Origin of the sequence: Mesorhizobium sp. M0815, from assembly GCF_040319995.1 — a bacterium.
GTDB lineage: Bacteria > Pseudomonadota > Alphaproteobacteria > Rhizobiales > Rhizobiaceae > Mesorhizobium.
This window is the reverse complement of record NZ_JAMYOU010000016.1, coordinates 103,490-121,002: the sequence shown is the minus strand read 5'-3', so window position 1 is coordinate 121,002 and position 17,513 is coordinate 103,490. Positions and strand designations below refer to the sequence as shown.

At 62.3% G+C, this 17,513-nt stretch carries 19 protein-coding genes, 1 tRNA gene and 1 pseudogene; 11 read left to right on the top strand and 10 right to left on the bottom strand.

Annotated features, from left to right (window positions below; genetic code table 11):
- Positions 1-272: 272 nt before the first annotated feature.
- Both NKI01_RS19040 and NKI01_RS19035 read left to right on the top strand, forming a co-directional pair.
- Positions 273-947 (top strand): protein-L-isoaspartate(D-aspartate) O-methyltransferase, encoded by a 675-nt coding sequence (locus NKI01_RS19040; protein ID WP_352642975.1) that lies wholly within the window; start codon positions 273-275, stop codon positions 945-947.
- A gap of 363 nt (positions 948-1,310) precedes the next feature.
- Positions 1,311-1,748 (top strand): hypothetical protein, encoded by a 438-nt coding sequence (locus tag NKI01_RS19035; protein ID WP_352909879.1) that lies wholly within the window; start codon positions 1,311-1,313, stop codon positions 1,746-1,748.
- A 307-nt stretch (positions 1,749-2,055) separates the two neighbouring features.
- Here NKI01_RS19035 and NKI01_RS19030 read toward each other — a convergent pair whose 3' ends face one another.
- A complete protein-coding gene (locus NKI01_RS19030; protein WP_352896187.1) occupies positions 2,056-2,691 on the bottom strand; it encodes a carboxymuconolactone decarboxylase family protein in 636 nt (211 codons plus the stop codon).
- A 206-nt stretch (positions 2,692-2,897) separates the two neighbouring features.
- On the opposite strand from NKI01_RS19030, the gene NKI01_RS19025 reads away from it, so the two are divergent.
- Positions 2,898-3,812 carry a LysR family transcriptional regulator gene (locus tag NKI01_RS19025; RefSeq protein WP_023722340.1) on the top strand — a complete coding sequence of 305 codons (915 nt, stop codon included), beginning with the start codon at positions 2,898-2,900 and terminating at the stop codon, positions 3,810-3,812.
- 12 nt (positions 3,813-3,824) lie between these two features.
- On the opposite strand, the pseudogene NKI01_RS19020 reads toward NKI01_RS19025, so the two are convergent.
- The 3 genes and pseudogenes from NKI01_RS19020 to NKI01_RS19010 all read right to left on the bottom strand — a co-directional run.
- A pseudogene (locus NKI01_RS19020) lies at positions 3,825-4,118 on the bottom strand (DUF3363 domain-containing protein); the annotation flags it as partial.
- Between the two features lie 762 nt (positions 4,119-4,880).
- Positions 4,881-4,957 (bottom strand) — tRNA-Arg (locus NKI01_RS19015).
- A gap of 47 nt (positions 4,958-5,004) precedes the next feature.
- Positions 5,005-5,697: a winged helix-turn-helix transcriptional regulator gene (locus NKI01_RS19010; protein ID WP_023722341.1), complete on the bottom strand. Its 693-nt coding sequence runs from the start codon at positions 5,695-5,697 to the stop codon at positions 5,005-5,007.
- 340 nt (positions 5,698-6,037) lie between these two features.
- Here NKI01_RS19010 and NKI01_RS19005 point away from each other — a divergent pair, with 340 nt between their 5' ends.
- The 6 genes from NKI01_RS19005 (at position 6,038) to NKI01_RS18980 (ending at position 9,455) form a co-directional block, all read left to right on the top strand.
- On the top strand, positions 6,038-6,364 hold the full coding sequence (locus tag NKI01_RS19005; protein ID WP_023677873.1) for a DUF1330 domain-containing protein: 327 nt from the start codon (positions 6,038-6,040) through the stop codon (positions 6,362-6,364).
- A 127-nt stretch (positions 6,365-6,491) separates the two neighbouring features.
- Positions 6,492-7,016 (top strand): hypothetical protein, encoded by a 525-nt coding sequence (locus tag NKI01_RS19000; RefSeq protein WP_502896926.1) that lies wholly within the window; start codon positions 6,492-6,494, stop codon positions 7,014-7,016.
- Between the two features lie 193 nt (positions 7,017-7,209).
- Entirely contained in the window at positions 7,210-7,782 is a 573-nt protein-coding gene (locus tag NKI01_RS18995; RefSeq protein WP_352964216.1) for a TetR/AcrR family transcriptional regulator, read from the top strand.
- A 124-nt stretch (positions 7,783-7,906) separates the two neighbouring features.
- Positions 7,907-8,893, top strand: coding sequence for an alpha/beta fold hydrolase (locus NKI01_RS18990; protein ID WP_352964213.1), 987 nt, complete (start codon positions 7,907-7,909; stop codon positions 8,891-8,893).
- 86 nt (positions 8,894-8,979) lie between these two features.
- Complete coding sequence (locus tag NKI01_RS18985) at positions 8,980-9,270, top strand: DUF768 domain-containing protein (RefSeq protein ID WP_023722345.1); 291 nt, start codon at positions 8,980-8,982, stop codon at positions 9,268-9,270.
- A gap of 41 nt (positions 9,271-9,311) precedes the next feature.
- The gene (locus NKI01_RS18980) at positions 9,312-9,455 is read left to right on the top strand and encodes a glycine zipper domain-containing protein (RefSeq protein WP_198023575.1); all 144 of its coding nucleotides are present in this window, start codon (positions 9,312-9,314) and stop codon (positions 9,453-9,455) included.
- Positions 9,456-9,527: 72 nt separating this feature from the next.
- Here the strand turns inward: NKI01_RS18980 and NKI01_RS18975 are convergent, their stop codons facing one another.
- Positions 9,528-10,691, bottom strand: coding sequence for a M20 aminoacylase family protein (locus NKI01_RS18975; protein WP_352483482.1), 1,164 nt, complete (start codon positions 10,689-10,691; stop codon positions 9,528-9,530).
- A 270-nt stretch (positions 10,692-10,961) separates the two neighbouring features.
- On the opposite strand from NKI01_RS18975, the gene NKI01_RS18970 reads away from it, so the two are divergent.
- On the top strand, positions 10,962-12,140 hold the full coding sequence (locus NKI01_RS18970; RefSeq protein ID WP_352483561.1) for a D-alanyl-D-alanine carboxypeptidase family protein: 1,179 nt from the start codon (positions 10,962-10,964) through the stop codon (positions 12,138-12,140).
- A gap of 4 nt (positions 12,141-12,144) precedes the next feature.
- Positions 12,145-13,263, top strand: coding sequence for a CobW family GTP-binding protein (locus NKI01_RS18965; protein ID WP_352483483.1), 1,119 nt, complete (start codon positions 12,145-12,147; stop codon positions 13,261-13,263).
- Between the two features lie 221 nt (positions 13,264-13,484).
- On the opposite strand, the gene NKI01_RS18960 is transcribed toward NKI01_RS18965, so the two are convergent.
- From NKI01_RS18960 to NKI01_RS18940, 5 genes are all read right to left on the bottom strand, one after another.
- On the bottom strand, positions 13,485-13,766 hold the full coding sequence (locus NKI01_RS18960; protein ID WP_352642964.1) for a sulfurtransferase TusA family protein: 282 nt from the start codon (positions 13,764-13,766) through the stop codon (positions 13,485-13,487).
- A 5-nt stretch (positions 13,767-13,771) separates the two neighbouring features.
- Positions 13,772-15,097: a L,D-transpeptidase family protein gene (locus NKI01_RS18955; protein WP_352964240.1), complete on the bottom strand. Its 1,326-nt coding sequence runs from the start codon at positions 15,095-15,097 to the stop codon at positions 13,772-13,774.
- Between the two features lie 244 nt (positions 15,098-15,341).
- A complete protein-coding gene (locus NKI01_RS18950; protein ID WP_023721141.1) occupies positions 15,342-16,292 on the bottom strand; it encodes an acetyl-CoA carboxylase carboxyltransferase subunit alpha in 951 nt (316 codons plus the stop codon).
- Positions 16,293-16,391: 99 nt separating this feature from the next.
- Entirely contained in the window at positions 16,392-17,309 is a 918-nt protein-coding gene (locus tag NKI01_RS18945) for a site-specific tyrosine recombinase XerD (protein ID WP_352495633.1), read from the bottom strand.
- Positions 17,306-17,455, bottom strand: a complete 150-nt coding sequence (locus NKI01_RS18940) for a hypothetical protein (protein ID WP_023721139.1) — start codon at positions 17,453-17,455, stop codon at positions 17,306-17,308. Before NKI01_RS18940 ends, NKI01_RS18945 begins: the two co-directional genes overlap by 4 nt.
- Positions 17,456-17,513 lie beyond the last annotated feature (58 nt).

The window sequence follows — 17,513 nt, the reverse complement described above, 5'->3', positions numbered from 1 at the left end:
GGGTTCGGCGTCGTTTTGGCCTTCGGCCTATTGGTGCTCAACTGGCTGGCGATCCGCTTATCGATGTTGTCGCCTGGCTGGCGAGCTTCTGATGCGTACGCCGTTCCACCCCGGTGCGAGGAACGGGAGAGCACCAAGGACGGCGATGAAATAGCAGGGCGGTACAACCCGCCCCAACCGAAGCCGCGTTCTCGACGACATGGTTACTGTGACAAGACGAACAGGGTATAAGGCTATCAGGCAGCAGACTGGTTGAGGAGCGCCCCCCCGTCATGAAGCCGATGAACGAAGAGCATCTCGCGGTTCTACGCAGGCACATGGTCGAGATGATTGCAATTCACACCGATCTTGCAAGCGAAGAACTTGGCAAGGCGGCGCTCGATGAGCGGGTATTGGCGGCGATGAGGCGGATACCGCGGCATCTCTTCGTGCCAGCATCAGTTGCGCCTTATGCCTACCAAGACATGCCGCTGCCGATCGGCTTTGATAAAACCGTCTCGCAGCCCTTCATCGTTGCTCTCATGACCGATCTCCTTGCGCCGCAACCGCACGAGGTAGTGCTCGAGATCGGCACCGGCCTAGGCTACCAAACCGCAATCCTCGCGGACCTTGCCGGGCAAGTTTGGAGCGTCGAAATCATCGAGGAATTCGCAAGCCATGCCGAGGCTCTCCTGCGGGGTCTCGGCTTCTCCAATGTCGGCATTCGTGTCGGAGACGGGTCTCGCGGCTGGCCTGAGCACGCCCCATTCGACAAGATCCTGGTCACCGTGGCGGCTGGGCGGGCGCCGCCGGCTTTGATTGAGCAGCTCAAGCCGGGGGGACGCCTGGTTCTGCCCGTGGGACCTGGAGAAGCGCAGTTGCTGACCGTCATCGACAAGGATGCGGCAGGGCAACTGAAGACTCGCAAACTCATCCCAGTTCGGTTCAGCCGTCTCGAAACGGTCTAATGAGGGGGGCCCAACGACCGGGCGGAGAACTCGCATCAGCCCGGCCTTCGGCGGTTTCGAAGCTAAACTGCCACTCGCTTGATCCCGCTGCCCGGCCAGCGATGGAGCCGGGCTACTCCAGCACAGACTCTGCCCGTCGATCACCTCGATCGGCACGGACTCCAGACCGACATCGTCGAACAGCCGCGCATTTGACCGCGTTCGCCAAATTAATGGCCGATCTTTGCGAAGCCTCCGCATTTTCGTGGGGGGAAGCCCTCCCAGCATCATCGTGATTGGACTTCACGATCGGTTGGAGTCACGCTGGCTGCAGGCATAAGAAGGATATGGGTGGACCAACTATCGTCCGAATAGGAGGCCAAAATGAAATACCAGACGATCGAGCAACTGCAGATCGTCGCCGAGATCGATCAGGCCTACCCGCGCCAGGCCATGTCGCGCAGCGAGCGTCTTGAACGCTGGGCGGAGCTCCTTGAACGGAACCCTGACCGGCGACTCTCGACGCTACACCAGACCGAGTATCAGCCGGTTAGATCACGCGGGGCCATGCGCGGCGACGGCTCGCCGATCTCAGTCGCTTTCGAGGATCCTGTCCTCCGCGCCGCCGGGTTGGAAAACGACAACTACGGCGAAGCGAAGCGGTTCTTCGAACTGACCGACAGGCAATTGCATGAGATCATCTGCTATTGTCATTTCGGCGCGACGGTGAGCGCCGTAACGGCCGCCCGTCACATCCGTGCGGCGATTGCCGGGAGACAGCCAGGCATGTTCGCTCGGATGCGTGAGGCGTTCGTCGGATAAAGCCGGAGCCGTTTCGCAGCATCATTTTTGAAGCGGCTCGCATGGAAAGCCGCCGCCGTAGCGCAGGCAAGCGCTCCCCACGCGGGGAGGCTGCGTTTGCATGAGGGGGTGCGGCTTTCCGCAGGAGCACGCCGACGCCCCCTCCTGCATCTTTTCCATCCGAACCGGAAAGATCCCAATGCTGCCAGCACATCCGTGGTCAGCGCCGGTGTTCAAAGGCTCGAACAGAGCGACATGCGCGCCGGATAAGCGCTATACATTCGCTGTCGAAAATTCGATGCTTCATGGTCAGTCGAAGGTCGCGGACCTATGTCGATCGGGACCGGGAAAGCCAAATCGTGATCGCGAGCAGCTTGGCCTTGTGATCGAGGCCGTCCCGAGCCAGCGCCTCCCCGAACCCGAAATCGATCGAAAGCTGCGCGAGGTCGGGCGCGATGCCGGCGAAGCGGTCAAAATAGCCCTGCGCGTCGCCCGCTACGAGCCGCTCCAGCATCTCGCGTCCGGCCCATCCGCGTCCCGCTCCGTAACCCGTCGCGGGCTTGATGGGCTGAAATGCCAGCTCGCGTTCGGCGAATACCGACCGGACGATGCCGACGGCATTGACGGTTGCAGGGAAGCCCAGGACCGCGACCGAGACGAAGAGCAGTTCGACGATCGCTTCGGGGGTGCCGCCGGCATTGAGAAAGCCGGCGATATGAAACTTCAATTGCGGCTGGGCGCTTCCGTCGGCCAGCAGCATCGAGACGGTGCAGAGCTGCCTTAGCGGGAGATCCAGCCCCGGGCGGGACAACACATCGCCATAGGGATATTCGACGGTGAAGCGCGACAAATCGGCGGAGGTCTCCGCCAGAGCATTGATCGGTCCATCGAAATTCTCCCCGCCGATCCGGCGGAGCGTCTCCAGGCCGCGTGAAAATCGATCCTCATGAGTTTCCGAGGCCATGGCTTGCCCGCTCCGACTGATGGCGAAAGAACTTGCTGCGATGAAGGCAGCCTCAATAAAGCGTCGGCGAGAACTTACTCTTCCCGTTGCTGCGGTGGTGGGACCTGACACTCATGTTCTCTAACTCTGCCCGCCCCCGCTTTATTTCAGGTCAGACCTTGCATCGGCGATTGCGATAAATTCAATTCATTATTAGCATCGCCGTGATGAAGAAGATTCATATCGCTAACGTCGATCTCAATCTGCTGGTCGTCTTCGACGCCCTCGTTGCCGAAGGGCACGCCACGCGCGCGGCCGAGCGGATTGGGCTGACCCAGCCGGCGGTCAGCCATTCGCTCAATCGCCTTCGGGCTCTGTTCGGAGACCCGCTGTTTGTCCGATCCCCGCGCGGCATGACGCCGACGCCACTGGCGCAGGACATTGCGCCGAGTGTTCGGTCGATCCTCGAACAGGTTGAAGGCGTCCTGCTCGGCGGGCGCTCGTTCGATCCGACCGAAAGCACTCGGCAATTCGTGGTCGGTCTCTCCGATTATGCCGCTTTCGTGCTGCTACCGCGTCTGACTGCACGGCTCGGCCGCGAAGCACCAGGCGTTTCTCTGGTGGTCCGCAACACGAGCCGCAGCGTCGGTTTGCCGATGCTGGACGACGGCGCAGTCGAACTCATCGCCGGCAACTTCCCCCAGCCGCCGACCCATATGCGAGAAGAACTGCTATACGAAGAGGACTTCATCTGCGCTGGCCGCGGCGATCACACCGATCTGGCCGATAGTCTCGACCTCGACCGCTATCTCTCGCTGCGCCATCTTCAGGTTTCGATGAAGGGCAATCCGAGCGGCTATGTCGATGCTGTGCTCACCGAGAAAGGATTGAAGAGGAATGTCGTCGTGACGGTCGGCCACTTCTTGATGGCACCGATGCTGGTCGATGCCTCCGAGCTCGTGGCAACGGAACCCCGTCGTCTCTTCGCACCGTTGGCAGGGCGGCTACCGCTCCGACTTTTTCCGCCGCCATTGGATATTCCTTCATTTCGAGTGGTGCAGACTTGGCATGCGCGCCACGACGCCGACCCAGGGCATCAATGGCTGCGACGGGTGCTCAGTGAAGTCGGTCAAGGGGTTTGAGGGCGAAAGCCCCAATCCCCGCTGCCGCCCCAACTGCCAGGACACCGATCCGCCCTGCACGATGCCACTGACCTCGCGGCCGAGCTGGCGGTCGATGACTGGCCGCCACGGGACAAGCGTGAACTCGTGGGACTTCTCGACGATGGCGAACTTGCCGCTGGATAGCTGCGCGGCCCCGGTGAAGGTGCCGGTCACGGTTTCGCCCTCGGCGGCAGCTCGGAACGGCAGTGCCTTTTTCGCCGCCAGTTCCCCACCGGCACGGTCAACCTCGCGTTCCTGAAGCGTGGCGATCAGGTTGCGCCGGTAAGCGCCCTTTCAAATTTGTAGGTTCGCTGAAAGATCTGTCGATCGATCCAAGCCGCGATTGCCGACGAGGAGCTGAGGACCCTGTGAGAGTATGGCGCTGCAGATCAGGTCCTCGGCAACAAATTTCGTTCTTGCAGTACCGCATTTTTCGAGGGCAGCCACAGCCGGCCTACTGAAAGCCACCCTTTGACCTTGCAGCCTCGGCACTGACGTTGGCTGCTTATGGGACGCGCGTCCCATCCATCAATGTCGGAAATGGGGGGCGGTAGCAGTCATCCAGCTCTTAATCGTCGAATGCGAACTTTTCCGTGATCCACACCTATGAGCTGCCAGTCCGCTCTCGGCTCCATGGCTGTCGTGCAAGGGACCGTATGTAGCGCTGGCACGACAACATTGATTACGGCTCAGGCCTCGTAAGACGTGCCATTTGACCAGGTGGCTAGGTCAGCCTCGTGCGATACGGACTGAGATACAAACTGTGATACAAATCGCTGTGGGCTCCTAGACTAGAAAAAACATCGTAAAATCAATGCCTGCCGAGGCGCGGCATTGCGTCTCGACAGACCCCACCTCAAATCGCCACCTGAAGCGACATCGGTGGCCGCCCGTCCCAACAATCTACTCAATTCCAGAATCATGGAAATCCACAACTCGGTTGGATTGAGCAGCTGAAGCCGAAGTTCATGCGAAATTCGCCGTACTAATTGCCGTACTAATTTACCAAAAAGTACGGCGGCTTGTTGGCTAAGCGCTTGAAAAACTTGGTGATCCCGACAGGAATCGAACCTGTGACCTACAGATTAGGAATCTGCCGCTCTATCCTACTGAGCTACGGGACCATCGCGCCCGACACATAACCGCTTCGGATCGTTTCGCCAAGAGGCAGCTAGGCTGCTCGCTTGGGTTCGACAGCGAACGGGCTCAGGCCCAGCCAAGTCTGCATTTTGCGGGCGATATCCTGATCGCCCGTCAGAATGACTTTCGGCCCGGCCTTCTCGACGGTGATCAGCCCCATCCAGATTTCGGTCATGGTGTGCAGGTCGGTCGAGACGTAGAGATCGACATCGAACCCCGGATCGTACCAGCAGAGGTCGACCTCGCCGTGCTTCTCGACGATCAGCCACCACGACCGTTTGGAGGCGGGGAGCTCCTGGTACAGAAATTGTATCACCGTGCGCCCGTCGGGCAGCGGCGACGCGTTTAGATTGCGCCGCATGTCCCACATCAGCAGCGACGGATCGAGGTTCTTCAGCGACAGCCGCGACTCGACCCATTTCTGCCCCCAAAAGCCCATCGCCTCGACGACGGACCGCAGATCCCTGCCTGCCTCGGTCATCCGGTATTCGAAGATGCCTTTCTCGCCGCGCACCTCCTTTCGCTCGACGATCCCGGCCAGCTCGAGCTCCTTGAGCCGTTGCGACAGAAGGGTCGGCGACATTTTGGGGACGCCGCGGCGCAGATCGTTGAAACGGGTCGAGCCCGCCACCAATTCGCGAAGCAGAACCATGGTCCAGCGGGTGCACAGCACCTCCGCGGCCATCGATAACGGGCAGAACTGCTTGTATCCGGCCTGGGTCATGATGTTGCCTTCCCCTCAAACTCAGCCGGGAGCATAGGCCTTTCCCAGCGGTGCGGCGAGTACAGAAACTGTACCGGCCCAAGTGTGGTGGATTTGAAGTTCCTGCTTTCTGGGTGGCATCAGCGTTAGGAACTTCAAATCCAAAACCACACTGGAAATCCAAGCACTTGCTGGTGTGGCTTTTGAATCCGAAATTCGCTCGCTGCGTTGCTCCAAAGTGAATGCGAATTTCGAATTCGCCGCACCAGTACAGATCGCGGACTGGCTGGCGCCGGCCTTGCCATGCGACCCCTCTGCCGCTGCACGGGATACCCCTGTGCACGACCAGGAGACATGACCCATGACCGCTTACGTTATCGCAGACATCAAGGTGAGGGACCCGAAGTGGATGCCGGCCTATGCCGCGTCGGTCCACGACCTCGTTCACAAGCACGGCGGCAGATATCTGTCGCGCAGCGGCAATGTGAAGACGCTCGAAGGCAAGCCGCTCGACACGACGCTGATTGCCTTGATGGCGTTCCCGACCGAGGCCGCGGCGCGCGCCTTCACCGACGATCCCGCCTACGCACCCTTCGTTTCGGCCCGTCAGGGCGGCAGCGACAGCCGTTTCCAGTTGATCGACAACTCCGATCTGGCCGGAACCATCCCGTATCTGCCGAAGGGATGATCTTCCCCTGCATTCGTCGCATCGGGACAGGGATCTCCCAGCAACAACAGCCACAGCGCCCACCTGCCGGACCTCCTTACTTCCGGCGGCCGGCCGGGCTGTGCTTTTCAAGAAGAATGGAATGACTATGACAATCAACTTTCGCAACAAATTCCTCGCTGCCGCGGCGCTGCTGTCGGCCTGCACTGCATTGGCGCAGGCGCATCAGGCAGCGCCCGCGTCCGGTCCCAATCCGCTGGCCGACAAGGTACGCGCCGCCAACAGCCGCTTCGAGAATGTGGCGGCGGCGACCGCCGAGGGCTATGCGCCGATCCCCTGCGCCAGCGGCATCACCGGCGGCGCCATGGGCATCCACTACGTCAATCCCGGCTACCTCAAGGACGACGCGGTCGATGTCGCCAAGCCCGAAGCGGTGATGTACGAGCCGATGGCCGACGGCACGCTAAAACTGATCGCGGTCGAATACATCACCTCGAAAGGCCCGGCCTCGCTCGATGGGCATCTGTTCAACTTCAACAGCGCGCCCAACCGCTATGGCCTCGGCCCGTTTTACGAGCTGCATGTCTGGGCCTGGAAGGGCAACCCGACCGGCGCGTTCGCCGACATGAACCCGAACGTGTCGTGCGAACCGACGACTGCTGCCAGCCAGTAAGCAGCCGGGCCAGGCGGCGCCAACGCCGCCTGGTTTTTAATCTCACAGAGGGGCCAAGCTCCGGGAGATCGCGATGCAACCTGGCATCGTTGGCGTGCCTGTGTGCCCATCGAGCTGTCTTTGCAAAAAGAGTCGCTTGACTGGCGATGTAAAATGCTCATTCTAGAATGATCATTTTACATTGGGTTGCTCCATGACCAGACCGCGACTATTTGACGAAGCCACTGTGCTGGGTGACGCGATGAACGCGTTTCGACGGGCCGGTTTCGCGGGAATTTCGATCAAGGATCTGAGCGATGCCACCGGCCTGACGTCTGGCTCGATCTACAATGCCTTTGGCGACAAGGAAGGTCTCTATCGGGCGGCCTTCGGCCACTATATCGATGCCGTCATCCGACACCGTATCGAGACCTACTTCGGCGAAGCAAGCGATCTGGATGGTTTGGAACAGTTGTTCCTGTCGTTGTTGCTGCCCGCCCCGGAATCCGGCGACCTCGGCTGTTTGTTAACGAACGCTGCTGTCGAGTTCGGTGCGCAACCGTCGGTCGCCTCGGAAGGTCTCGCGGAAGGCTTCGCCGTGCTGGAAGCCGCCATCCGGCAGGTCGTGGAGCGCCAGATCGGTGGAGGGCAGGTCGATCTCCACGTCGTCAGGCTTCTGCTTCTCTACCAAGGCATTCTCGTGCTGATCCGCGCCGGCCGAGACGTCTCGGCCTACCCGGCCGTCATTCGATCAGAATTCGAGCAGCTAAGGAAACTTCTGCCATGATCACCCTTCCCGCAGGGCGGTGCTTCTCGGCACCGCCGGCTGTCTTCTTGCGCCTTGCCTGCCGGTCTTTGGCGCGTCGCCGGCCATGCCGCCGGTCCGATACGTTCGCTCCAACGGCATCGATATGGCTGTTTATGAAGCCGGCAAGGGACCGGCGGTTGTTTTGCTGCACGGCTTTCCCGAACTCGCCTTTTCCTGGCGTCACCAGATCGCGCCGCTCGCGGCCGCCGGCTACCACGTCATTGTTCCCGACCAGCGCGGATATGGTCTGACCGACCGGCCGTCCAAGGTCGAGGATTATGACATGGTCCACCTGACCGGCGATCTCGTCGGTCTCCTCGATGCTCTCGGCGTCGAAAAGGCCGTGTTCGCGGGCCATGACTGGGGCGGCCTGGTCGCATGGCAGATGCCGCTTTTGCATCAAAGCCGGGTCACTGGCGTCATCGGTGTCAACACGCCATTCATTCCCCATGAAATGCTGTGGCTGCATCCGAGCCTCACCAAGGGGCTGACCGCCCCGGACAAGCCGTTCGTGGCCAACCCGGCAAAAGACCCGATCGCGCAGATGCGCGAAGTCTACAATCCCGACATGTATGTGCTGATGTTCGAAGATGGTGATCTCGCGGACCGTTTGATGGCGCACGACGTGGCGCGGGTGTTCAGGAGCAATATGCGCAAGGGTGTTATCACCGCCGCGCAATACGCCAAGCTGCCGCCGCAGGCCCGACACATGACATTCCTACAGGCGCTCTCGCAGCCGGAGCCGAAGACGCTGCCCGGCGAGCTGATCCTGACGCCAGACGAGCTTGCTTTCTATGCCGAGAGCTTCGGGCGCACCGGTTTCACGCCGGGCATCAACTGGTACCGCAACTTGTCCCGCAATTGGAGAGCCGGCTTGAATGTCGACCAGACGATAAAAGTGCCTTCGCTCATGATCGGCGCTGAGGACGACGTCGTGTTATCTCCAGCGATGATGGATGGAATGGACGCCCACATCGCCGATCTCGAAAAACATGTGGTCGCCGGCTGTGGACATTGGTCACAGCAGGAGAAGCCGGGCGAAGTCACCACGCTAATGGTCGATTGGTTGAAGCGGCGGGTTCCTGCGTAGCCGACATGGCGAGCGGTGCAAAGACGGTTAAGATAGCGGAACTTTCGGGATGCCGGCGCGCTTTAGTGTCCCGAAGGAGACACCGCATGAGCGCCACAAAAGAGTTCTTTGAAACCTGGCTGCAGGAGAATGTCGGCAATCTGCCGGCCGAGAGCGAGGTGAGCGTCGCCGTCCTGGCGCAGCAATTCGAGCAGGATGCCGATGCTGCCGGCTACGGCCACGAGGTTCGCGAAGACGAGCTCGGCAACATCCAGGAGGCGATCGAGGCAGCCCTGAAGAAGGCAAGGACAGGCGAAGAGCCGCAGGCTGCCGACGACAATGAGCTGGCGCCGGTTATGGAGGCGCTGGAGGTCGAGGATCCGAAGAGCGGACCGTAGCGGTTGCGGCTCTTCCCTTCCACGCTACATGACCGGGCATAATGGATGCCAAACACCTCACACTCGGCGTCGTGATCGGCGTGGCCATCGGCGTCGTGTTGGACAACATTGTTGCGGGCATTGGTATAGGTATTGCTCTGGGCATTGCCTTCGGCCTTGCCCGGAAGTCGTCCGGCCGGAAGTGACCAGCAGAACATGTCCTGCCCGATTTTGCCGCCCAGAGGTGCGGCGGTCGCCGCACCGCCGATGCCGAACGGCTACGCCGCCAGCGCCGTCTCCGCCAGCTTCACCCAATAGCTCATGCCGTGCGGGATGACCTCGTCGTTGAAGTCGTAGGCCGGGTTGTGCAGGCCGGCGGTATCGCCATTGCCGATGAAGATGAAGGCGCCCGGCCGCGCTTCCAGCATGTAGGAGAAATCCTCGCCGCCCATCACCGGCTGGATGGCGCGGTGCACATGGCTGTCGCCGGCGACGTCGGCCGCGATGTCGCTGGCAAAGACCGTCTCTTCCGGATGGTTGAAGGTGACGGGGTAGTTGGCATTGTAATCAACCTCGATTGTCGCGCCGAAGGCAGCGCCCACGCCTTGGCAAAGCGCGCGGATGCGCTCTTCAGCCTTCTTGGCGACCTCCTTCTTCAGCGTGCGTACGGTGCCGGCGATCTCGGCGCTCTCGGGAATGATGTTATAGGCGTCGCCGGCATGGAATTTCGTCACCGAGACGACCACCGCCTCGACCGGATCGGTGCTGCGCGAGGCGATCGTCTGCAATGCGCCGACAAGCTGGCTGGTGATGACGATCGGATCGATGGTGCCGTGCGGCATCGCCGCGTGGCCGCCCCGGCCCTTGACGGTGATGGTGAATTCGGCGGTCGCCGCCATGATCGGACCCGGCCTGATGGCGAACTGGCCGACCGGCAGGCCCGGCATGTTGTGCATGCCGAACACCTTGGAGATGCCGAAGCGCTCCATCATGCCGTCCTTGACCATCTCGTTGCCGCCGCCGCCGCCCTCTTCGGCCGGCTGGAAGATAACCGCGACGGAGCCGGCGAAATTGCGTGTTTCGGCGAGGTATTTGGCGGCACCCAAAAGCATCGCGGTGTGGCCGTCATGACCGCAAGCGTGCATCTTGCCCGGGACGGTCGAGGCATAGGATTTGCCGCTGATCTCGTTGAGCGGCAGGGCGTCCATGTCGGCGCGCAGGCCGATCGTCGAGCCTTCGCCGTGGCGGCCGCGGATGATGCCGACGACGCCGGTCTTGCCCAAACCCGTCACGATGTCGTCGCAGCCGAAAGCCTTCAGCTTCTCGGTGACGAAGGCGGCGGTCTTGAAGACGTCGAAATTCAGCTCCGGCGTCTGATGCAAATGGCGGCGCCAGCCGGCCACCTCATCCTGCATTTCGGCGGCTCGGTTCAGGATCGGCATGATGGTTCCATTTCGCTGTTGGAGCAGGCGGTCTTGACCTGCTGCTGTGCAATTGTGCCTGCTGCCCTGCAACCATGCACGCTGCTTTGCATTGTGCTGCTGCTTCCACATTGTGATCGGCAGCACTTTGCCATGTTGACGTCACATAGAGTAAATAGCACCGCGACTGTGGTCCGGGAACAGAGAGCCGGACCATTATCCTGGCGATCGTGTAACGAAATCTTACGGAGCCAGGGGCGACTGCGGCAAGAGGCTATTTCGGTTTTCATGATGCGCTATAGGCATTTCCTCAAACTGTTGGTGGCGGGCGCGGTGGTGCTTGCGGCGCTGGCCGGGCCTGCCTTGGCCAATCCGACCATCCTGTTCGACCTGAACAGCGGCAAGATCCTGCAGCATCAGGAGGCGTTCAGGCGCTGGTACCCGGCATCGCTGACCAAGCTGATGACCGCCTATGTGGCGTTTCGTGCGATTGCCGCGGGCGAGGTCCAGCTCGATTCGCCGATCAAGGTGACGAAACATTCCGCCGGCGAGCCGCCGAGCAAGATGGGCTTCAAGCCGGGTTCGGTGATGCGGCTGGACAATGCGCTGAAGATGATGCTGGTCAAATCGGCCAACGATATCGCCATGGCGGTCGGCGAGAATATCGGCGGTTCGCAAGCGGCCTTTGCCGAACGCATGAATGCGGAGGCGCGGAGGCTCGGCATGAGCGGGTCCCATTTCGTCAATCCGAACGGGCTCTATTCGCCGGACCAGTATACGACAGCGCGCGATCTCGCTTTGCTGGTGATGGCGATCCGCAAGGAATTTCCGCAATATGCCCCCTGGTTTTCGATCGAAGGCCTTGCCGTCGGCAAGAAGGCGATCTCCAACTACAACCTCCTGATCGGCCGCTATCCGGGTGCCGACGGCATGAAGACCGGTTTCGTCTGCTCGTCCGGTTTCAACATGATCGGCTCGGCTACCCGCAACGGCCGCACCCTGGTCGCCGTGGTGCTCGGCGAGCAATCGGCCGTCACCCGCGCCGAGGCGGCGGCAAAACTGCTCGACCAGGGCTTTGCAACCCCGGCCCCGAGTTGGCTGACGGTCGCAGCGCTGCCTGCCTATGGCGACACCATGTCGGCCAACGACATGAACGACGAGATCTGCAAGAAGAAGCCGGTCGAGGAGCAGTCGGAAGCCGCACCCGCCGTCGGCGACAAGGGCAAGGACGTGCCGAAATCGCCCTATCAGGAAAAGCTCGACCATGTGCCGACGCTGATCGCCGTCGGCCTCGGCGGCGCCACGGGGCCGAAGCCGAAGGCGATGCTCGATGCCTCCGGGCAGGAATATCCCGACGTGCCGCTGCCGACATGGCGGCCGGACCGGGCGCCGCCGGCCGGCGCTGAGCCGGCCGTGGCCGGGTCCACCACCGCCGCGCAGGTCCAACGGCCGGCCAAGGCGCTGAACTAGCCGTATGGCCGGCTTCCCGATCCCCGTTTCGGTGCTCACCGGCTTTCTCGGCGCCGGCAAGACGACGCTGCTCAACCGGCTGCTCCGGGATCCCGCGCTCGCCGACACCGCCGTCATCATCAACGAGTTCGGCGAAGTGGCGATCGACCATCTTCTGGTCGAGCAGGCGTCCGACGGCATCATCCAGCTTTCCGATGGCTGCCTCTGTTGCACGGTGCGCGGCGAGCTGGTCGACACGCTGGCCGATCTCGTCGACCGGCTGCAGACCGGCCGCATCGACCGGCTTGCCCGCGTCGTCGTCGAGACCACCGGGCTCGCCGATCCCGCCCCTGTGCTGCAGTCGATCATGGCACACCCGGCCCTGGTCCAGGCCTTCCGGCTCGACGGCGTCATCACCCTGGTTGACGCCATCAACGGCAATGCGACGCTCGATGCCCATGTCGAGGCGGTGAAGCAGGTGGCCGTCGCCGATCGCATCGTGCTCAGCAAGGCCGACCTGGCTACGGATGCAGGCGACGCGGAGGCGTTGCGGGCGCGGCTCAGGCAGATCAACCCGGGCGCCGTGGTGCTCGACGCGAGCCAGGCAAGCGCGGCGACCCTGTTCGATTGCGGCCTCTACAATCCGGCCACCAAATCCGTCGATGTGCAGCGTTGGCTCGGCGAAGAAGCCGGCCACGACCATGATGTTGGCAGCCATGACCACAGCGGTCATGGTCATGCCGACCACGGTCACCATGACCATGGCCACAGGCACGATTCCCGCATCCGCGCGTATTCGCTGGTTCATGACGGGCCGGTGCCGTTTTCGGCAATCGAGATGTTCCTCGATCTGCTGCGCTCGGCGCATGGCGAGCGCCTGTTGCGGATGAAGGGCGTCATCGAGCTTGCAGAAGACCCGTCGCGGCCGCTGGTTATCCATGGCGTGCAGAAGATCCTGCATCCGCCGGTGCAACTGCCGGCTTGGCCGGACAGCCAGCGCGGCACCAGGCTGGTGCTGATCACGCTCGACATGCCGGAAGACTATATCCGCCGGCTGTTCGCCGCCTTCACCAACCGGCCGTCGATCGACACGCCGGACCGCGCGGCACTGGAAAGCAACCCGCTGGCTATTGCCGGGCGGTAGGCTTTTCGCCTACTCGCACGCGCCGCGCTGCCCCTCATCCGCCTGCCGGCACCTTCTCCCCGTATAGTGACGGGGAGAAGGGACTGATCGCAACGTCGGCACTCTTTTTGCAGCGCGACAAAATTGGCGAAATCCTCAATGACAGCGTCCTTCTCCCCGTCACTATACGGGGAGAAGTGCCTGGCAGGGCGATGAGGGGCGGCGCCAAGCTGGCAAGAAAATTAGTCTCTGGCGGTACCGCGCTCGACCAGGAAGCGGTGGCCGCCCGATATTGCCGCCGTTTCGATCAGCCGATGGCCGCTCTCGGCGCAGAAGGCGGGGATGTCGATGACGGCGAGGGGGTCGGTGGTTTCGAGCCAGAGGCGGCTACCCGGCGGCATTGCGGCCAAGCGCTTTTTGGCCTTGAGCGCGGGCAACGGGCAGTTCAGACCTTTGAGGTCGTAGACGGCGGCGGGGCTGGTTGAGGGCCTGTCTCCTTGGCCCCCATCTTCTTGTTCAAGCATGAAGCTCAGCCGCCAAACATGCCGAGCAGCTTTTTCTTCAACCTTGTCGCCGTGCTTTCGGCGTCCGCAGCCTGCGTTTCGACTGCCGGGGCGGCCTCCGATGGCGCTACAGTGGCGGTGACGACAGGCATCTCGGCGGCGGTCTTGGCAGCTTCCTTTTCAGCCAGTGCCTGCGCCTTGGCCGCTTCCTTCTCGGCCAGCGCCTGCGCCTTGGCTGCCTCTTTGGCGGCCTTGGCCGCTTCAATGGCGGCTAGCCTTTGTTCCTCGGCCTTCTGCTTGGCGGCCTTTTCGGCGTCGAGTGCCGCCATCTTGCGGCCGGCCGGCGAATCGACGCGGCCCATGCGCGCCGTCTCGGTCACCGTGCCGTCTGGGTTGAGCGACGGCGGCTCGATCGGCACGCGTTCGCCGCGGGCACGCCGTTTCGACCAGTCGGAAACGATGCTGGCTTCCTTGATCCCGGCGATGGTCGGCTTGGGTGCCGGCACGCTGGCCTTGACGGCGCCGTTGAAGGCCGCCTCATAGGTGCTTTGATAGGCGTTGATGGCGCTCTTCAGTGAATCGGGCTGGGTGGTCGCAGGGCAAGCGCCGGTCGGATTAAAGGTCGAGCCGTCGGCCGCAACCTGGTTGAAGACGTAGCGCTTCTCGCAGACGTCGACTTTCGGCGGCACCTTGGTGACTTCGAAATTGTCGTAGCCGACCTTCAGCATCTTCCAGAATTCGTAGTTCGGGTCGTTGCGGTAGCGCGCCATGTTGGCTGCAGTCATGCGGAACGGAAAAGCCTGGATCTGGAACTCGGTCTGGCCGCCCTGGAAGGCGTCACGACCGAAAGCGTAGATCTGCTCGATCTGCGCGTCGGTCATCGAATAGCAGCCCGACGACGAGCAGGCGCCATGGACCATCAGGTTGGAACCAGTGCGGCCATTGGCGCGGTCATAGGCGTTCGGGTAGCCGATGTTGAAGGACAGGTGATAATTCGACCGCGGGTTCATCTGCGCCGGGCGGACCGTGTAAAAGCCTTCCGGCGCTTGGCGGTCGCCTTCGGTGAACTTCGGCCCGAGCTTGCCCGACCATTTGCAGATGTCGTAGCTGGCGACCAGGTCGTAGCGGCCGTTGGTCTTGGCCTTCCAGATTTCGAGCTTGCCTTCTTCCTTGAAGATGCGGGCCATCACCGAAGAGGTGCGGACCATGCCCTTGGCCCTCATCTCGGCCAGGATCTTGTCCGGCAGCGGCTTGTTGGCCTGCGGTGCAAAATCCTTCATCGAAGCATCATTGCAGCCGGCGACGCCGATCGCAGCGATCAGAACTCCGGTGCGGGCAAGCTTGGCAAACATGGATATGGCTATCGTCTTCATCTCTGCGCCGCGGATGCCGCGGCTGCTAAACTGACCACTGACGGACCTTAAGCCCGTTAACCTTGAAAATTCCTTACCGCAAGCGACCTTGCGCCAAGCAGCCCTCTTGCCCCAAACGAAATTGGCGCGTCCCCTACGGCAAGCTCACTGTGACGAACGCAGCGGCATTTTTGTGGCGAAATTGCTCCACGCCGTCACATTTCAGGCCGCGCACCTGCGTTGGCTACAGATTGCGGCCCATCGCCAGGTATTTCTCGCGGCGATGCTCGCGGAAGTCGGTGTTGGCGCCGGAAAATTCCTTCATCGTCCTGGCGATGAGGTCGCCGGTGGCGGCAATCACCGTTTCGGGGGCGCGATGGGCACCGCCGAGCGGTTCGGCGACGATGGCGTCGATGATCTTCAGCTCCAGCAGATCCTGCGCCGTGATCTTCATGTTGGTCGCAGCATCCCTGGACCGGGTGGTGTCGCGCCACAGGATCGAGGCGGCGCCCTCCGGCGAGATCACCGAATAGATGGCGTGTTCGAGCATGTAGACGCGGTTGGCGGTGGCGATCGCTATGGCGCCGCCGGAGCCGCCTTCGCCGATCACCACCGAGATCGACGGCACCTTCAGGCCAAGGCAGGCTGAGGTCGAGCGGGCGATGGCTTCCGCCTGGCCGCGCTCTTCGGCGTTGACGCCGGGATAGGCGCCGGCAGTGTCGACCAGCGTCAGCAGCGGGATTTGGAAGCGGTCGGCGAGTTCCATCAGCCGTACCGCCTTGCGGTAGCCCTCCGGCCGCACCGAGCCGAAATTATGCTTCAGCCGGCTTGCCGTGTCGGAACCTTTTTCCTGGCCGATGATCGCCACCGGCTCGCCACGGAAGCGGGCGAAGCCGCCGACGATCGCCTGGTCCTCGCCGAAATTGCGGTCGCCGGCGAGCGGCGTAAAATCGGTAAGCAGGCCCTTGATGTAGTCGATGCAATGCGGCCTGTCCGGATGGCGCGCCACCTGCACCTTCTGCCATGGCGTTAGCGCCTTATAGGCGTCGCGCAGCGCATCGCGTGAGCGCTTCTCGAGACGGGCGATCTCATCGCCGACGTCGACCGCCTCACCGTTCTCGGCAAGCTTCTTCAGCTCGAGGATCTTGCCTTCGAGATCCTGCACAGGCTTTTCGAAATCGAGGTAATTGTACATTCTTGGGCGAACCGGCAGGTCGGAAGGCAATGACTGACGCAAGCCCGAAAATGCAGGCTGGGCGCGGTGGAACGTCGTTCTCACATAGCGACATGACGCCTAGTCGGCAAGCGGATGATGATCGTTGACCAGACGCACCAGCCGCTCCTCCAGTACATGGGTGTAGATCTGCGTCGTTGAAATATCGGCATGGCCGAGCAGCTGCTGCACGGCCCTGAGATCGGCGCCGTTCTGCAGCAGATGGCTGGCGAAAGCATGGCGCAGCACATGCGGCGATATCTTCGCCGCGGCAATGCCGGCTCGCGCGGCAAGCCCTTTCAGCTCGCGGGCAAAGACCTGTCTCGAGAGATAGCCGTTTTCGGAGGCGGCCGGAAACAGGAACGGGCTGTCGGCAAGAGCCGGCACCGCCGCCCGTGCGGCAAGCCAGGTCCGCATCGCCGTGCGCGCCTTGGCCGACAGCGGCACCATGCGTTCCTTGTTGCCCTTGCCGCGCACCATGAAGAAGCGGTCGTCGCGCTGCGCCACCGTCACCGGCAGGCTGACCAACTCCGAAACCCGCAGGCCGGTGGCGTAGAGGACCTCGACCAGTGCGTGCAGGCGCAGCGCCGCCAGGCTGTCGTCGTCGTTGAGCGAGGGGTCGATCGCCTCCTGCGTGGCGCGGTCGAGCAGCCGGCCGGTATCGGCCTCGCTCATCGTCTTCGGCAGCGGCCGGCCTTTCTTCGGGCTGTCCAGCGTGCCGGTCGGATCGTCGCCGCGCAGGCCTTCGGCGTAGAGGAACTTGAAGAACTGACGGATTGCCGACAATTTGCGCGCCTGCGAGGTGGCGGCAAAGCCGCGCGCGGCGATGTCGTCGAGATAGGCACGGATGTCGGTGCTGGTGGCAGCGGCGAGCCCGCCGCCGATCCCGGCGGAAGCGTCCTCGAGGTCGCGGCGATAGGAGGAAAGCGTGTTTTCGGCAGCGCCGCGCTCGGCGCTCATCATCTCGAGAAAGGCTTCGATGCGGGCGGCGCTGTTCATTTTTTGGGATTGAGCTTTTCCGGAGGGATACGCACGCTCATTTCCGCCTTTCTCGGCTCGACGAACATGACCAGGGCGAACATCGCGCCGTAGACAATGCCGGCCAGAATCACGAGCGTCACGACAAAGCGAAACAGTGTCGGCATTAATTTTCGCCCGTCGTCTTGTTCTGCATTTCCAACCCTGTGCCCTTATGAGACGCCA

Excerpts from the sequence above, each read along its gene's own strand:
- NKI01_RS19040 (WP_352642975.1), top strand. The coding sequence starts at position 273 with ATGAAGCCGATGAACGAAGAGCATCTCGCGGTTCTACGCAGGCACATG.
- NKI01_RS19000 (WP_502896926.1), top strand. The coding sequence starts at position 6,492 with ATGACAATCAACTTTCGCAACAAATTCCTCGCTGCCGCGGCGCTGCTG.
- NKI01_RS18950 (WP_023721141.1), bottom strand. The coding sequence starts at position 16,292 with ATGTACAATTACCTCGATTTCGAAAAGCCTGTGCAGGATCTCGAAGGC.
- NKI01_RS19035 (WP_352909879.1), top strand. The coding sequence starts at position 1,311 with ATGAAATACCAGACGATCGAGCAACTGCAGATCGTCGCCGAGATCGAT.
- NKI01_RS19030 (WP_352896187.1), bottom strand. The coding sequence starts at position 2,691 with ATGGCCTCGGAAACTCATGAGGATCGATTTTCACGCGGCCTGGAGACG.
- NKI01_RS18980 (WP_198023575.1), top strand. The coding sequence starts at position 9,312 with ATGGATGCCAAACACCTCACACTCGGCGTCGTGATCGGCGTGGCCATC.
- NKI01_RS18940 (WP_023721139.1), bottom strand. The coding sequence starts at position 17,455 with ATGCCGACACTGTTTCGCTTTGTCGTGACGCTCGTGATTCTGGCCGGC.
- NKI01_RS18945 (WP_352495633.1), bottom strand. The coding sequence starts at position 17,309 with ATGAACAGCGCCGCCCGCATCGAAGCCTTTCTCGAGATGATGAGCGCC.
- NKI01_RS18985 (WP_023722345.1), top strand. The coding sequence starts at position 8,980 with ATGAGCGCCACAAAAGAGTTCTTTGAAACCTGGCTGCAGGAGAATGTC.
- NKI01_RS19025 (WP_023722340.1), top strand. The coding sequence starts at position 2,898 with ATGAAGAAGATTCATATCGCTAACGTCGATCTCAATCTGCTGGTCGTC.
- NKI01_RS19005 (WP_023677873.1), top strand. The coding sequence starts at position 6,038 with ATGACCGCTTACGTTATCGCAGACATCAAGGTGAGGGACCCGAAGTGG.
- NKI01_RS18975 (WP_352483482.1), bottom strand. The coding sequence starts at position 10,691 with ATGCCGATCCTGAACCGAGCCGCCGAAATGCAGGATGAGGTGGCCGGC.
- NKI01_RS18955 (WP_352964240.1), bottom strand. The coding sequence starts at position 15,097 with ATGTTTGCCAAGCTTGCCCGCACCGGAGTTCTGATCGCTGCGATCGGC.
- NKI01_RS18990 (WP_352964213.1), top strand. The coding sequence starts at position 7,907 with ATGGCTGTTTATGAAGCCGGCAAGGGACCGGCGGTTGTTTTGCTGCAC.
- NKI01_RS18970 (WP_352483561.1), top strand. The coding sequence starts at position 10,962 with ATGCGCTATAGGCATTTCCTCAAACTGTTGGTGGCGGGCGCGGTGGTG.
- NKI01_RS18960 (WP_352642964.1), bottom strand. The coding sequence starts at position 13,766 with ATGCTTGAACAAGAAGATGGGGGCCAAGGAGACAGGCCCTCAACCAGC.
- NKI01_RS18965 (WP_352483483.1), top strand. The coding sequence starts at position 12,145 with ATGGCCGGCTTCCCGATCCCCGTTTCGGTGCTCACCGGCTTTCTCGGC.
- NKI01_RS19010 (WP_023722341.1), bottom strand. The coding sequence starts at position 5,697 with ATGACCCAGGCCGGATACAAGCAGTTCTGCCCGTTATCGATGGCCGCG.
- NKI01_RS18995 (WP_352964216.1), top strand. The coding sequence starts at position 7,210 with ATGACCAGACCGCGACTATTTGACGAAGCCACTGTGCTGGGTGACGCG.